The organism is Mycobacterium uberis (assembly GCF_003408705.1).
Classification (GTDB): domain Bacteria; phylum Actinomycetota; class Actinomycetes; order Mycobacteriales; family Mycobacteriaceae; genus Mycobacterium; species Mycobacterium uberis.
In genome coordinates this window covers 22266-37522 of sequence record NZ_QAYL01000016.1, presented here as the reverse complement: position 1 = coordinate 37522, position 15257 = coordinate 22266, and the positions used below count along the sequence as shown (strand labels likewise).

8 protein-coding genes and 8 pseudogenes are annotated in these 15257 nt (G+C 59.2%); 8 read left to right on the top strand and 8 right to left on the bottom strand.

Annotation, left to right across the window (positions count from 1 at the left end):
* Nucleotides 1-50: 50 nt before the first annotated feature.
* Nucleotides 51-830 (bottom strand): annotated as a pseudogene (locus MUBE_RS20390) (alkaline phosphatase family protein).
* Between the two features lie 179 nt (nucleotides 831-1009).
* On the opposite strand from MUBE_RS20390, the gene MUBE_RS10425 reads away from it, so the two are divergent.
* Nucleotides 1010-1558: a uracil phosphoribosyltransferase gene (locus MUBE_RS10425; protein ID WP_165849813.1), complete on the top strand. Its 549-nt coding sequence runs from the start codon at nucleotides 1010-1012 to the stop codon at nucleotides 1556-1558.
* A 12-nt stretch (nucleotides 1559-1570) separates the two neighbouring features.
* Here MUBE_RS10425 and MUBE_RS10420 read toward each other — a convergent pair.
* Nucleotides 1571-3156: pseudogene (locus MUBE_RS10420) on the bottom strand (phospho-sugar mutase).
* 8 nt (nucleotides 3157-3164) lie between these two features.
* Nucleotides 3165-3971 (bottom strand): purine-nucleoside phosphorylase, encoded by an 807-nt coding sequence (locus MUBE_RS10415; protein WP_116540471.1) that lies wholly within the window; start codon nucleotides 3969-3971, stop codon nucleotides 3165-3167.
* A gap of 144 nt (nucleotides 3972-4115) precedes the next feature.
* Between MUBE_RS10415 and MUBE_RS10410 the strand changes: the two are divergent.
* A pseudogene (locus MUBE_RS10410) lies at nucleotides 4116-5272 on the top strand (zinc-binding metallopeptidase family protein).
* Nucleotides 5269-6445 (top strand): annotated as a pseudogene (locus MUBE_RS19485) (M20/M25/M40 family metallo-hydrolase). The pseudogenes MUBE_RS10410 and MUBE_RS19485 overlap by 4 nt, the downstream one beginning before the upstream one ends.
* 874 nt (nucleotides 6446-7319) lie before the next feature.
* On the opposite strand, the gene MUBE_RS10395 reads toward MUBE_RS19485, so the two are convergent.
* A complete protein-coding gene (locus tag MUBE_RS10395; protein WP_116540470.1) occupies nucleotides 7320-7799 on the bottom strand; it encodes a gamma-glutamylcyclotransferase family protein in 480 nt (159 codons plus the stop codon).
* Between the two features lie 134 nt (nucleotides 7800-7933).
* Here MUBE_RS10395 and MUBE_RS10390 point away from each other — a divergent pair.
* From MUBE_RS10390 to MUBE_RS10375, 5 genes and pseudogenes are all read left to right on the top strand, one after another.
* Nucleotides 7934-9422: pseudogene (locus MUBE_RS10390) on the top strand (FAD-dependent oxidoreductase).
* An 8-nt stretch (nucleotides 9423-9430) separates the two neighbouring features.
* On the top strand, nucleotides 9431-11176 hold the full coding sequence (locus MUBE_RS10385; RefSeq protein ID WP_424399082.1) for a glycerol-3-phosphate dehydrogenase/oxidase: 1746 nt from the start codon (nucleotides 9431-9433) through the stop codon (nucleotides 11174-11176).
* A 51-nt stretch (nucleotides 11177-11227) separates the two neighbouring features.
* Nucleotides 11228-12033 (top strand): annotated as a pseudogene (locus MUBE_RS10380) (pseudouridine synthase).
* The gene (locus MUBE_RS15920) at nucleotides 12034-12201 is read left to right on the top strand and encodes a hypothetical protein (RefSeq protein WP_165849812.1); all 168 of its coding nucleotides are present in this window, start codon (nucleotides 12034-12036) and stop codon (nucleotides 12199-12201) included.
* A complete protein-coding gene (locus MUBE_RS10375) occupies nucleotides 12198-13112 on the top strand; it encodes an extracellular catalytic domain type 1 short-chain-length polyhydroxyalkanoate depolymerase (RefSeq protein WP_116540468.1) in 915 nt (304 codons plus the stop codon). The genes MUBE_RS15920 and MUBE_RS10375 overlap by 4 nt, the downstream gene beginning before the upstream one ends.
* Before the next feature lie 541 nt (nucleotides 13113-13653).
* On the opposite strand, the gene MUBE_RS20385 is transcribed toward MUBE_RS10375, so the two are convergent.
* From MUBE_RS20385 to MUBE_RS20380, 4 genes and pseudogenes are all read right to left on the bottom strand, one after another.
* Complete coding sequence (locus tag MUBE_RS20385; protein WP_424399081.1) at nucleotides 13654-14013, bottom strand: PPE domain-containing protein; 360 nt, start codon at nucleotides 14011-14013, stop codon at nucleotides 13654-13656.
* A 463-nt stretch (nucleotides 14014-14476) separates the two neighbouring features.
* On the bottom strand, nucleotides 14477-14671 hold the full coding sequence (locus MUBE_RS10365) for a hypothetical protein (protein ID WP_116540466.1): 195 nt from the start codon (nucleotides 14669-14671) through the stop codon (nucleotides 14477-14479).
* A gap of 160 nt (nucleotides 14672-14831) precedes the next feature.
* Nucleotides 14832-14992: pseudogene (locus MUBE_RS15915) on the bottom strand (DEAD/DEAH box helicase); the annotation flags it as partial.
* 95 nt (nucleotides 14993-15087) lie between these two features.
* Nucleotides 15088-15226, bottom strand: a pseudogene (locus MUBE_RS20380) (hypothetical protein); the annotation flags it as partial.
* Nucleotides 15227-15257 lie beyond the last annotated feature (31 nt).

Here is a 15257-nt window from a genome sequence, read left to right as displayed (position 1 = left end):
GCCTGCTGTGGCTTTGGATCTAGTACACGGGTAACGTAGACCGCCGGTGACTACTCAACCCAAATGTCGATGATTGCCGCAGCGTTGACCGCGTTACCCGTTTTGGGTAGCCCGTACATCTGTTTCAGAGTAGAAGCACACTGTAGTGGCCTGATCTGCTTGTTGTAGGTTCCGGGCCGCACATGCGCACCGTAGAACACAGTTGGGACTTGGTTGCGATTGGTGTTGTCGTACTTGTCCCAGGTCGCGGTAAGCAGGCTATTGTTGGCCACCGCCCAGTTGGCCGTATCTGGAAAGGTTGCGGTTGAGCCAGGTGTTGGCTACCGTGATCAAGCCACTATGTAGGTTGTCGTTCGTCATTGGGTAACGACGAACGACGCGGTCAGCGGCCATGACCGGCGCCAAGCCTTCGGTGAACCCCGTGAGTGTGTAACTGGCGGCCAGTAGTTCAGAATCTAGGTTGGACAAGGTATCGTCATTGAGCGGGCATAAGGGTTTCTCCGCATACCGAACGTGTCATTGGCGAACAGCGCCTGGTAGTACGGTTTGTTCGGGTGTGCCTCCGCGAATGATTGGGCCATCATTGCGCCGTTAGCTGCCAGCGCGTTGATGAAGAGAGCTGACTGGTTGTTGTTGCTGATGATGATTGGCCTAACGAGTGGTTTTCTTCCACTACGGTGACCACGTTGTGCGGAGGTCGGAAGGCCTGCCGTGGCCAGGTCGACACCGGGGACCGATGGGCGGCCGATAAGCTCGCACACCTGCACAGCGCTGAACAGCTGGAAAGTCCGATACGCTCGGTGCGTAAGCCTTCTCGGGAGAGCAGTCAGGGAGTATATGAGGCGGGGGTAACCCCCCGAGGACGGTGTCAGCTGGGCGAGTTCCGATTATTATACTGTACTAGAGTCAAACCCCGGTGGATGTCCATGTCATCGACCAACCCCTAGCCGTTGCTCGGCTGGCGGTGCTTGCAGGACGAACGCACCGGCACGCCGCGTTCTAGGACGCGTTGCGTGGACTGACGTTGATGCTGGTCTATAGAGGCCAGCCAGGGCCAGGATACGCCCTGCGAGACATTTGCGATCCGCACGCCTTGACCCAGACGTTGGGTGTCCGGTTGGCCAGGCCGCTGCTGTTAGTTCTGGTGCTGCGCGCTGGCCCGAGTATAGTCGACGAGGCGTATGTCGCGCTATCCAAGGCCCGGGTCGGGTTTGTCGGTATTGTCTGTGACGAGGGTGACGCACCAGCCGATCCCGTATTTCGAATTGCTGCTCGACAACCTGACGGCCAGTTGGTAATGGATCTCGACCCGATGCTGACCACTGGCGGGTCGATGACACACACTACCGATCTGTTGCTGCTTTGTTGCTGCGTCGTTAGGCAACAGAGGTCACCGTTCTCTGTAATGCTGGCTGTGACGGAAGGCATTGCAGCAGTTGGGGAAGTAGCGCTCAACACATGGCTCTTCACCGCCGTCATCAATGAAGGGCTCAACAAAGCAAAATATATCATGCCAGGTCTCGACGATGCCGGCGATCGCCAATCCGGGTTCCGTTGACTCGTCTGAGAATCACCATTGCCGCACCGATGCAACCAGCTCGTCACGCAGTGCACTAGTCCGTTTCCTGGCGGATTGTAAGTTGCCAGCCGTCGAGCAGCGAACCTCTAAGTAGCACTTCAGTTTCGGTTCGGTCCCTGAGGGCCGCGCCATTACCTGGACCCACATGTCGTCGTCGGTGAAGATCAGCGCGTTGGTGATATCAGTGGTCGTGGTGAATCCGGCCAGCCGACTCGGCGGAGTTGCGCGTAGTCGCTGCATCCGGTCGGCAACCCTGTTGGCGTTGACGTCGGCGACGCGATACCGACGCCACGTCGTGCACGCCGTGGCGTCGGGCGAGTTGGTCAAGCATGTTAGGCACCCAACGGCCATTATTGTGCAGTGCGGCCACCAGATCGCACACCAACACCGCGGTGCCGATACCGTCTTTGCTTTGCTGCGTACGGCGGTAGAGTCGACGCAATACCCGATCGCTTCCTCATAAGCGTATACGAGGGTGCCTGACAGGTTGGCGGTCGGCGTGTGCCAACCACTTGAAACCGGTAAGGGTTTCGGACGTGGACCGCGTGGTAATGTGCTGCGATCGTTGCTAGCATCCGCGACGACACCACGGTGCTGGCTAATACGACGGCTTCCGGCTTGTTGGCATGTTACAAAATGTAACGGCCTAGTAACCAGCCGGTTTCGTCTCCAGACAGCATCCGCCATCCCGAGCTGGTGGGTACCCCGACTGCGCAATGGTCGGCGTCGGGATCCAGTGCGATCGCGACATCGGCCCCGACTTGGGTGGCCAGGGTCAACAGTGCGTCGGTGGCGCTGGGCTCCTCCGAGTTTGGGAACACGACAGTGGGAAAATCGGGGTCGGGTGCGAACTGTGTCGCAACGGTGTGCATGTCGTCGAAGTCAGTGCGTTGCAGTGTCTCGACGGCAACCGCACCGCTCACCCCTGTGTATTGGTGTCAGTGCAACCCGAACTGAACCGGTGCAGCGCCGCACCACGGCTGTTCGCTGAATATAACGGTCAACCAAATCGGTATCAGTTAGGTTCGACGGGCTTCTTGGCGATCTGGTCAGCCAAGGGAGCGGCGGTGATTGCGGTTTCGATCTGGCGGTCGGTGTGAGAGATGATCTGGATGCCGCCGTCGAGATACACTTTGTATTCGTTATCGGTTGGCGGGTTGTGCGGTGCCGTGGTCTGGATTCCGGCCGCGGCGCCGGTATTGCGCACCGCGAACACTGTTATCGGTGTAGGCGCAGGATCGGGGAGCAGCAGCACGGAAAAGCCTTCAGCGGCAAGTACTTCAGCAGTCGAAGCCACGAATGTTGCCAAGCCGTGCCGAGTATCGCGCCCCACGATTACCGGTGTGGACAGTGAGCCCGCTCGTGCACCGAGTAACTTGCGCCAGGGCCCAGGCCGCCTACAACACGACTGCGAGGTTCATAGAGTCGGGACCGCCGCGCACTGGTCCGCGCAAGCTCGCGGTGCCGAAGCGCAGTGCACGGGCGAACCGCGCCGCAAGTTCGTCGGGGTCGCACGTGGCCAGCTCTGCGGCTGTCCGTGGGTCGGGAGCGTGCTTGATCCACTCCTCGGGTGTCACGGCAGCCTTCAGAACCGGGCTATGACGTCGGCCAGCAGTGACCCGATCCGGCTCGCTGACGTAGCCCCCACGGCAAGCACCTCAGCATGGCTCAGTGGTTTACTGGTGATCCCGGCCGCCAGGTTTGTAACCAGTGACACGCCCAACACTTCGGCGCCCGCCGCCCGCGCGGCGATGGTCTCATGCACCGTCGACATGCCCACCAGGTCGGCGCCCAGCATCCGCAGCATCCGGATTTCCGCGGGCGTCTCATAGTGCGGACCGGGTTGGGCCGCATACACGCCTTCGGTCAACGCCGGGTCGGTGTCGCGGGCGAGTTCTCGTAGTCGTGGTGTGTACGCGTCGGTTAAGTCGACGAAGTGCGCGCCGAACAACGGTGAACGTGTCGTCAGGTTCAGGTGGTCACTGATCAGCACCAGTTGGCCGATTGCCATGTCCGCGTGCAGTCCGCCGGCAGCGTTGGTGAGGACAATGGTACGTGCACCGGCGGCACACGCCGTTCGTACTGGATGCACGACGTGCCTAAGGTCATGCCCCTCGTAAGGGTGGATGCGACCGGCCAGCACCAGCACACGATGCGTGCCGATTCGCACCGATAACAGCTTACCGGGATGCCCGGCTGCGTTGGGTGGTGTGAACCCGGGTAGCTCGGCCTGAGGGAACACGGCGATCGGTGAGTCTAGCGCTGCAACCGCCGGCGACCACCCTGATCCGAGGATGACCGCGACGTCGTGCTCAAGGATCCCTGTGCGCTCACCGATCACCTGAGCCGCTCGCCGAGCGAGTTCGTCGGGATCGAGTAGGGGTTCGGTCACAATGGATGAACTTAGCCGGGCGACAGTGTGCGCCGGAACGGCGTGAGTGAGAAGTGGGCTATCGTTACGATCACAGCAGCTGCTGGTCGGTGCGATACTGGATTAGGTGCCCAACTATAATCGCATTGATTCAGTTTTGAGGATATGGTGCAGCGTCGTGGTGCCGATTTTATTCAATTACCACACGCAATTTATGCTGAGCCGGAGCTGGCGTTCGCCGAACGTCGCAGCTGCTCTAAGATATACCCGTTAGTCGCCGCCGAACGTGGTTTCGCAATCGCAACGCCTGTTGCTGGTCTAGATACGGCGTTCCGTGCTGACTTTGGTAGTCGACTCCCGGCCGTCGGGGTATGCGCAGAGTATGGTGCGTTGCCTGAGATCGGACATGCCTGCGGCCACACTATCATCGTGGCGTCGGTGGTAAGCGCTGCGATGGCGCTTGTTGAGGTAGCCGACGACTCGGGTCTCACCTTGGACTTGCCGGGAATTTCCGCCGAGGAAGCTGGGCAGTGGTAAAATGTTGATGGTTTGTATTGCAAGCCGGGACGTTACGGCGATGTCATGGTGGCGGTGAAAGCGTACCGGGGGCCGACTGATAGCGCTGCGGTCTGTTCATTAGCGTTGTCTGAGGTCACGGTCAAATACCGGGGTAAGGAATCGCATGCTTCCGTGCGCGCTGTATCTGGAGGTCAACGTGGCCGGCGCCGTCACTGTCGCACAGGTGGCCATTGCGGTAGTGCGGCAGCAGCTGGGGTCCGGTCAACTGGTGCATGGCATGGTCACTAAACGGCGTGCAGGCGATCAATGTCATCCTCGGGCACGCGACGTTGCAATATCCGATGCGGGTGGTCTAATCGGGTTTGCTTCATGAGCGGGAAGCCAGAATGGCAGTGTGCTTTGCTGCGAGTGTGTTAGCCGCCGACTGTGAATATGAAATTGCTCATGCAGTATCGGCATATGCGGAGTTTAAACTCGGCCGATGGCTAGCCGACATGTGCCGCGAGGAGTTTAGGCCGACTCGGACGTGAGCTGGTGGTACCTGACGTCGAGGCGCGGCTTCCGCTGGGCAGTACTGATATCGGAAACGTCACATAGGTGTTGCCGGGGATCTCGGTATCGACGCCGCTGGTGCCACGGTGCATCAGTGTGCTTTCGCCTTGGCCGTCGCTGGTCTCAGCACCGATCGCGCAGTCATCGACGGCGTGATCATCCTGGCGTGCGAGATTGTTCGCCTCGCCGAAACTACTGATTCAGTGTGGACGGGGTGTTGGCAGTGCAGACGTGGCAGGGCAGTGCTTTGAGCCTTGTCTACACAGCCGAATCCTGGCGCGCCGCCCACTAGCATTGATGACCTAGTCACCTGGCGTTGCCATATCTACCGCTGGTCGTGGCTGAGTCACCAGGAGTTCGCCACCATACCAGTTCGTTGCCGAACGGCTGGCCGATGCCCGATTGACACCCAAGGTGCTGCTCGGTGGAACCGGATTGGCCTGCGTTTTGGGCTCTGAACACGAGCCCAGGATCACACTGTGCGCCGATATGGACACACTACACTTTAGCGGAAGGCGCCGACACTCTAAGTTATGTATCGATGATGCCTAATGTCGCGCATGTCTGTGGCGATGATGCGTATATTGCCATCTTGTTGGCCACTGTGGTGGCGTTAGTGTCGGTGTAGGAGCTGCCGGTCGGCGTGCGATTGATCTTTTAGGCTGCCAAAGAGCTGATGCGCCGGCGGCGCGATCGATGCCATCGCTGTCGAGGTGTTGACCGAGGTGACCCGCATCTTCGCCTTGCACTGCGATTCTCGGCTCAAAGTGGGCAAGATCGCGGTCAGACACGGCTCCATTACTTCGGAGACCGAGTCGCTCGAGATCATGCTGTACTCAACTGGCGGACACATGCCCCGACCGCCGACCTGACTTACAAGTTAGACACGCTCATAACCGAGCTGTCCGGGGTGACTGTATGTAAATATACCACATCGATCCGAGAAACAGCACTGTGTTGGTGCGGGACGCGGCCAACACGGACGTAGCCGCTAAAGTGATACTCCAAGCCAGAATGTTATCCGATACCGTGCGCACCGCCAGCCGGCAGACCTGGGTCGACCTCGACGAAATCATCCGGCCAGTCTGTGTCCGCGCTGCTGTCACCATTGGAGATCGAACACACCCTGCAGTACTGGCGTGCCGTCCCTGTCCATCGTCCAGGAGGATGTCTCGACACACAATTCTGACCCACAGGCTTGAAGCCGTTGATCCTGATATATTTGGCTATTACTCGGCGGTGAGGAGGGTTTTTCCTGGTTACCTGGAGTAAATTCCCGGGTGTGGTGGCGTGACTGGCCGTGTGGTCTGGTGGGGAATCTACAGTTGGATCTGCATGAGCCGGCGTTCAGCCTCGGCGAGCTGGCGTTGGCGATTGAGCTGCGGGTGATCGTAAACGCCATCGAGCAGGCTGTGACCTTCTGATCGTGAGAGTGCGTGTCTGCATAACGACACGCCGTATTGTTTGGCATTTTGTGGGCACTCATGAGGTGACTTGATTGTGGGCATGGGCGCCTGACTTGACGATTGTCAGCATGCACGTAGAGTTCAGTCGGCTATTCGACGTCCAAAGTGAAGTGGTTACCTCAAGCTCAGGTATTGACATTACTCATCCGTTGCGGTCTGAGAGGAACACGTGGACCACGTTACGCTGGAGAGGGTTTGGCGTGGAATCATATGGTGACGGTGAAATGACCACGGCATTAAGGCTGTGCCAGCTGGATGTGACGGCTGGCACGACGGTGGCGGCGTGTCTAGGCGCTATTGCCGCTGCCTAAGGCTTTGACACCGAAGGAACCACGGATGTGCATGTGCTGAATCCGGGCGGTCACTGCCTGCGTTCGACCTACAGTCTGGCTGGCGTGGTAGCATCGCGCTACGCGAGTTGTCGAGTATGGCTTTGTCGCAGGTGGAGAGCAAGGCGCGGTTAGTCACTTTCAATGGTGGATTGTCTCAGCCGGTACTGCAGTATGAGATCGAGGGCCTGAGCGGGCGGGTCTGTTGATTTCACTTCGCCTGGCCTGAATACCGCGTTGTGACCGAGCATAACGATCTCGACTGGTACAGCGGCCCGGACGCATTTCTGTGGCACTGATGACGTGTCGGTGCACTACACACACTACCGGATTTGTGCCTGGGTGTGGTGGTGCCCATCATCGCCGATGACGTCAAATAGCGGCCAAACGAACTTATCTGTTAGCTTCAGACGACGTTGTGCCGGGCGGCGTGAGCGTGTCTGCGAAATGACGGCCGCAACGGTGTGTCGCTGTAACAGACACGCATGCTCGCAGGCAGAGAGCTAGGCGGTGGTTCCTGGACCAATGTTACGGGCAGGGCGCGTCCGCAGATCGTGGACATAATTGCTTGGAGCGCCGGCGATTTCGGCGGCATCGGCCATGACACCCAGGTATCGCGCCGACGGCAATCCGCCCTCCCAGGCATCCAGCACGTATAGCCACGCAAGCACCGGGTCGATCGTGGTGTCGGAGGATTCGCGCTCTACTCGGCATCGAATCTTCTTGTGGACGCCAAACTCGGAGCCTTCCCACAGGTCCAGGTTTATCTCGTCCGCTGGCGTCATGTCGTAGAGGACGACGAAAACTCTCGAATCTGGGTCTTCGACGACCGTGGCTAGTGCGCCTTCCCACCCGATATCCTCGCCTCCGAAGGTCAGGCGCCAACCGGGCAGCCAGCCTGTTCCGGCCATCGGCGAGTGCGGTGCGCGCTTGAGCATCTGATCGGGATGCATGTTCGATCCGTAAGCGGCGTAAAGCGGCACGAGGAAAGCTTAAACGGCACACGCCCGTCTGGCGTTCAACCAGTGGTTTGGCTGAGTCGCAGGGTCGTGCCGTGCGCTCACTCCGCGCGGCAGAGTGTTCGCCTACTTGGAGTCGCCAAACTAGGCTACGGGCTGTGGTGACCCGCATCATGATCTTCGGTAGAGGTCCGGCCGATTGACGAAGCTGCATTGGTGGCGGCGACCACCTCACACTCGCAAAAAGTTCGAGTCATCGTGATCGACTCCGATGGCATCAATGGAGCGACCGTACTGGACGACTGCACGCCGTTCAAAAATTTAGCGTATTTATCATACTGCGCCGAGTACAACCGCTCGGCTTCAATATCGATATCGATGATGCCAAAATTTCGTTGCCCGAGATCCATGCCCGGGTAAAGACACTGGCCGTGGCGCAGTAGGCTGTCGTAACCACCCAGTTGCGCAACATGGGAGTGGACGTGATCGCTTGCCAGGATGAGCTGGTTGCCCCCCCTGGGTCTGGCTCATCACCACATTCAAAGCGACCGCCGCAGATGGGTGCGTCAGCGAACATGACACCGACTTTGTGTTGGTTGCCACCGAGGCCAGTCCGCGGATCCTCCTGTCGGTTGTTCCATACGGCGAACGCATCCTGAACTGGCGGTAACTTTACGACTTGGCGGCGTTGCCCGACCACCTCATCGTGGTGGGCTTAGAGGTCACCGGCGCGGAGTGCGTCAACGTCTACACCGAACTGGGTGTGCCGGTGGCGGTGGTGGTCAGTCAGGACCCCGTGCTGCCGTACAAGGACACCGACGCGGCGTTGGTCCTGGAAGTGGCATTCGCCGAACGTAGCGTCCGGTTGTTCAAGAACAGGTGCGGAATCGGTTACTCGCATCGACGCTGGTGTCCTGTTGGCGATGACCGACGGCCATACCGTCGAAGGCAGCCACGCCCTGATGAACATTAGGTCGGTCCGCAACACCAGTGGCTTTGCCCTGAAATCGGTCGGTATCGCGCTGGGGTGGGGCAGCTAACTGACCGTGGACCGGGTATTATGGATATCAGCACCCAGTGTTTATGTAGCAGATGATTACAGCGGCTCGCTAGCCATTGGTGTAGGTGGTGGCTGTATAGATCCGGATGGATGCCTAGTACGCGTTGGGTGAGAGCTTCAACTCTGATCCGGTTACACACCATCGTGGTGATGGTGTTCACCAGGCCCTAGATCGCAGCGGTAGGGGTGCCGTAATTGGCGATAGACAACGGCTCGGTGTTTGCCCGGACCACCATGCTGCCGTTGCGGGCCAATGCGCGTGCAAAGATGTCCGCAGTGCGTCATGGGTTCGTCAAGATGTTTGCTGCCCGTCCACTGGTGTAATAATCGGCGACATGGTGGCGCCGATCGCCTCTGAGTTGAACCTGCCGATCGTTGTGGCGGGGCAAAACCGGATCACCGTCAATGGGTTGACGCAAACGCTCGTTGTTTCCCCTTCATTTTCATTATCCGATTCAATCGTAGAGGCCGCGTGCCGGCTGAAGGCACACGATGAATCTGGACTAAGACCTGATCCGTGGCCGACTGAGGAACTAGCTTTGGTGGAGCACCCTTACCAACGAGTTACTGAGGAGTCCTGGTCGTGACTGACCCGATGCACGCACCGGAGAGCGGGCAAACATGGCCGGATTCCGCGCTGGGACCGCAGCAACGCGTGGTGGCCTGGGAGCGGCTTGGTACTGAGCAGTTTGACGTGGTGGTTATTGGCGGCGGCGTGGTGGGGTCTGGATGTGCACTGGATGCTGCCACGCGTGGCCTCAAAGTGGCGCTGGTTGAGGCGCGGGATTTGGCCTCGGGCACGTCTAGCCGCTCGTCGAAAATGTTTCACGGCGGGTTGCGTTACCTCGAGCAACTAGAGTTCGGTCTGGTGCGTGAGGCACTCTATGAGCGTGAGCTGTCGTTGACCACGTTGGCACCGCATCTAGTCAAGCCGTTGCCGTTCTTGTTTCCGCTCACCAAACGCTGGTGGGAGCGCCCGTACATGGCGTCCGGCATCTTTCTGTACGATCGCCTTGGTGGTGCACGATCTGTTCCGGCGCAAAAACATTTGACTCGTGCGGGTGCGCTGCGGCTGAGTCCTGGCCTAAAACGTAGCTCCTTGATCGGTGGTATTCGCTACTACGATACTGTCGTCGACGATGCCCGACACACCATGATCGTTGCACGCACCGCTGCGCATTACGGCGCAGTCGTGCGGTGCTCTACCCAGGTGGTCGCGTTGCTGCGCGAGGGTGATCGGGTAGTCGGTGTGCGGGTCCGTGATTCGGAAGATGGCGCGGTTACCGAGGTCCACGGCCACGTCGTGGTCAATGCGACCGGGGTCTGGACCGACGAAATTCAAGCGTTGTCCAAGCAGCGTGGACGATTTCAAGTGCGCGCGTCGAAGGGTGTGCACGTGGTAGTACCGCGGGACCGAATCGTCAGTGATGTCGCGATGATCCTACGCACCGAGAAGTCCGTGATGTTCATCATCCCGTGGGGTAACCACTGGATCATCGGAACGACTGATACCGAATGGAATCTCGACCTGGCCCATCCTGCGGCCACCAAGGCGGATATCGACTACATCCTGCGGACTGTCAACACCGTGTTGGCTACTCCGTTGACCCACTCCGACATCGATGGGGTGTACGCTGGGCTGCGCCCGTTGCTCGCTGGCGAAAGCGACGACACTTCCAAGCTATCCCGCGAACACGCGGTCGCAGTGCCGGTTGCGGGCCTGGTTGCTATCGCCGGCGGTAAGTACACCACCTACCGGGTGATGGCCGCCGACGCAATTGACGCTGCGGTTGCATTTGTTCCGGCCCGAGTCGCTCCGTCGATCACCGAGAAAGTGGGCCTGCTGGGTGCTGATGGTTACTTTGCGCTGATCAATCAGGTCGAACATGTAGCCGCGTTGCAGGGTCTGCACCCGTACCGGGTGCGTCATCTATTGGATCGCTACGGTGCGCTCATCGGTGACGTTTTGGCCTTGGCGGCAGAAGCACCCGACCTGCTCAGTCCAATTAAGGAAGCGCCGGGCTATTTGAAGGTGGAAGCTCGCTACGCAGTAATCGCCGAGGGTGCCCTGCATCTCGAGGATATTCTGGCCCGCCGGATGCGGATCTCTATCGAATATCCACACCGCGGCGTTGCCTGCGCCCGGGAGGTGGCCGATACGGTTGCCCCGGTGTTGGGTTGGACAGCTGAGGATATTGGTCGGGAGGTAGCGAATTATAACGCGCGGGTGGAGGCCGAGGTACTGTCACAGGCCCAGCCCGACGACGTCTCGGCGGACATGTTGCGGGCCAGCGCGCCCGAGGCGCGCGCCGAGATCCTCGAGCCGGTGCCGCTAAATTGAGCGGACTATTAAGTGTCGCGGAGACCCGCGCCGTTGCCAGTTAAGGATGGCATGGACTCCGGCTGGGTGCGGCTGCATGGCGGACCAGTGCTGGCTGAGCTGACCACTCAGTTTGGCCCGCAGGCTCGCACGAAAATGCTAGCCGGAGAAGTTGTCGACGCTGGCGATAGGGTGGTTGGTGAGGTCACCGTGCTGTCAACCGGGGTCAGTGTCTACCTCTATCGTGACCTGTCTGAAGAAATGTTCGTGCCTTTAGAAATCCTGGCGCTGTATAGAGATGCGGATATCGTTGTAGCCTACAAGTCACATTTCTTGGTCACCATGCCGCAGCGGCGACACGTCGCGCACACCGTTCTGGTGCGGCTGAACCGAGAACTAGGGTTATCGGAGCTGAACCCGGCGTACCGACTTGACCAGCTGGCAGCTGGGGTGCTGCTGTTCACCACCCGGCGTGAGTTGTGTGGCCGGTGCCAGACGTTATTCTCCCGTGATGCGGTGCGCAAGATTTACCTAGAGCAGGTGGCGGTTGATCCGGCCCTGGTATTGCCGCGTCTAATCCAAGTTCGCATCGTCAAACGCCGGGGCAACTTGAAGGCGGTCTGCGAGCCCGGTTTGTCTAACGTGGAGAAGCTGGTGAAGCTGATTTCGCCGGATGGGCTGTATCGGCTGACTCCGCGTACCGGACACACCCACCCATTGCTGCTGTGCATGGCGTCCTTGGGCATGCGGATTGTAGGTGATCCTTTATATTCTAATATTTGCAGTTTTTGGCGCAGCGCGTCGAGTTCAACGATCCGGTCACTGGGTCGTGTCGCGAGTTTGTCAGCCGCCGAGAACTAACGGACGTCTCGTTATGAGTGCAGGACGTGGTCGACCCGGCAACCCCTGGCTCGCCGATGAGATTGAGCGGTACGATCTGCCGCACTATGGCGAAGTCGGTGGGTGACTGGGTGATCGTTCCCGGCCCCACGGTGCTCGACGAACATGCAGCGGCCCAGGTTGTCGGACAGGGCGCAGCAGCTTGAACACGGCGCGATGGCTAGTGTCCGCTGTTCTCGCGGTCTGCCTGGTTGGATGTGTCGGGCGTCAAGTATCGACCAGCGCTCGCGATCAACCTGGGATATTTCCATTTGGCGGCTTGAATCGGACCTACGTACTGCACGTTCCGCCGGGCCCTCCTGTCGGCCTGGTGCTCAATCTGCATGGTGGCGGTGGCACTGGAGCTGGGCAGCAGGGCCTTACCGACTTTGACGCTGTCGCCGACGTCAACAACCTGCTGGTGGCCTATCCCGATGGCTACGACAAGAGCTGGGCCGACGGACGAGGAGCGTCGCCGGCGGACCGTCGGCACGTCGACGACGTCGGTTTCTTGGTTGCGCTGGCGGCCAAACTGCAGAACGATTTCGGTGTTGCTCCCGGGCATGTCTTTGTTACCGGCATGTCCAACGGGGGTTTCATGTCCAACAAGCTGGCGTGTGATCGTGCCGATGTGTTCGCCGCGATCGCCCCAGTGGCCGGTACGTTGGGCGTTGGCGTGGCCTGCCATCCGTCGCAGCCGGTGTCAGTTATAGATGCGCACGGAACTGATGATCCGCTGGTGCCGTTCAATGGTGGGGACGTGCATGGTCGCGGCGGGGTCAGTCATGCGGTCTCGGCGACCAACATGGTGGACAAGTGGCGCACGGCCAATGGGTGCCAAGGTGATTCGTCGCAACAGGAGTTGCCTGACGTTGGGGACGGAACTTTCGTCCGCCGCTTTGATTACACTGCGTGTGCCGATTCTGCTGAAGTGGTCTTCTACAAGATCGACAAAGGCGGTCACACTTGGCCGGGCGGCAAGCAATATCTACCCAAGGTGGTCATCGGGTCCACCACTCGCGCGTTCGACGCGTCGGAAATTATTGCGCAGTTTCTCCTGGCGCATGCTCGCGGCTAATCTTCATGCAGCGTCCGCGAGCGGTGCCATCACATCTCGGGAACGTGCTAAAACGGGATCGACCGGGCCCCGCTAACTTATCCATCTGAGCCGCACTCGCGGCGTAGGTCCGGTGCGTACCGGCGCATTGTTGGACGATTGCGGTTAGGTGTGGCAGTCGCTGTCGCTACTACCGGCCGCCACACTAAGGTCACGACAGCACAGTTGACAGTCTAGATAACGAAATATGCTATGCCATAACCTATTTCCTTACAGAGACTGATACCGAGCCAGCCTGATTCTGCCCTAGCTGCTACTTGAGAAGCAAGGCGCTACAGACCCGCCAACTCCTGTGGTGCTCGCCGCCGTATTGTTTGTTGCCGGACCGGTGCGGTTGAGCGTGGTCTTATGGCTGGCCGGCTAGACCGTGGTGGCTTGCTGGGCCAACTCGATTGCGGTGATGATCGGTGGCCGCACCTACCGAGGCATTGCTGACAACGTGTCGAACACGGCCACGTCATAGGTCTCCATCACCGTGAAGCCTTGTTCTAAGTATTGTTTCTTAAGATTTGCGCTTTCTGTGGCATGTTGCCTGAACGCGTTGTTCGCTAACAGTTTCTGTACCCGAGTGCGGTTTGTGTCGATCACTTGCGAGCACAACATCATACGAAGCGTATTTGGGATATTCCGTGCCGAGGTAAGCGATCTCTTTGAGGGGCACGTCGAGTTGGTTTTGAAGCTTAAACAGCCAGCTCAAAAACGTCCTGGCCGCCTCAACCATTTGCATTGCTGACGGATCTGAACACCGCTCTTCCAATCCCTCGAAAACTTGGGTAAACGACTCAATTAGGGGATACATCTCCTCCGTCACTGCGTTCCACATCCAGGCGGTGGCAAAAAGAGTAAGGTCCCGGGCCGCCAGCTATGTTGACGGAGTTGACTTCGGTTGGTAAGGCTTCCTACTTAATAGGTATCGTTTTTTGTTGTTTCTTCCTCGGTCGCCTGCAAACTGCTCAAGGATCGTCGGCTTAGCGATGGTTTGTTGGTCCGTTGTCGCGGTCCCGACCAGGTACGCTACTCCCTTTGTCGAAGGCCCCTCGATCACGGAGGACACGACAGCAGTTGTCAGCCAGGCCGTGTGTGGTTCGATGGCAACCACATGAACGCGAATCTGTCGTACCCGTCATGGCCAACTTCGCTTCATGGTGAACGAACCCGTACACGCGCATGGGGGATGGCTAATTACCGACTCCTTGCACTGTTGACTCCGCCATTATGGCGAAATCAGCAATAGATTAACTCCTGATAAACTTTAGGCGACCGATAGGCAAACTATGTGTCAGCGTGCGACAGGCTAGGTGCTCGCGCAGCGTGGCCGCGATATGTCATACGGTGTTACTTCGGGGGGCCTTGCTTAGCGCGGCCGCAACGCGCGTGGGATGCGGGAGAAACCAGCGGCGGCAAGTGCGTCCACCACCGGTTTGGACCCGGCCGGGGTGCAGGGTCGGCATCCCGTTGATGCGCTCGGCCAGGGCCATGGCCGTGGCGTGCTCAGCGGTGGGACCGTTGGTGAATGTCACACGATTGCTCGCCGTATTCGGCGAGCCAGGTCAGTTGGCCATCCACCAAAACGACGATCACCCCGGCCTTGCGGCTCGGTCGAGCCGCTGGCCCCGAGCTCTCACCGTTGCAGGTGGGTCAAGGCAGTGCCGTGCTATTAGGGGTTGGCCGGGTAGGTGAATTGGCCGTGCCCATGTCGATGTTCAAGTCCAGACTCGAGGTCGCCACCACCGCCTTGAGCTGTTCGGGTTTGATGCTGTCTTCGATCTGAGCGCACTGTTCGTTGCTCACCGAGTCATAGTGAGCGCGGCATAGTTACCCGGAGGAGCACCGAACGCCTGGCACCAGGCCAACAGGTACCCCGGGTGCGTCATCGGGAACCTGGGGGATAGCAGATGGTGCCGGCAAGACATCACATAGTTTAGCGTGGACTGTTTGGCAAGTCGCTCTGCGATCCGGCGCAAGTTGGCAAACACGATGGGTGAGCTGTGTGGTTCGATCAGGTCGACCAGACGGGCCTCGCCGTCGGGCTAGATGGTGTTGTTCATAAAATTGGCCATACCAGGCACCGTCACAGTGAGTTCAACTTGAGCTACTGATCCCTGT

Excerpts from the sequence above, each read along its gene's own strand:
- MUBE_RS10385 (WP_424399082.1), top strand. The coding sequence starts at position 9,431 with ATGCACGCACCGGAGAGCGGGCAAACATGGCCGGATTCCGCGCTGGGA.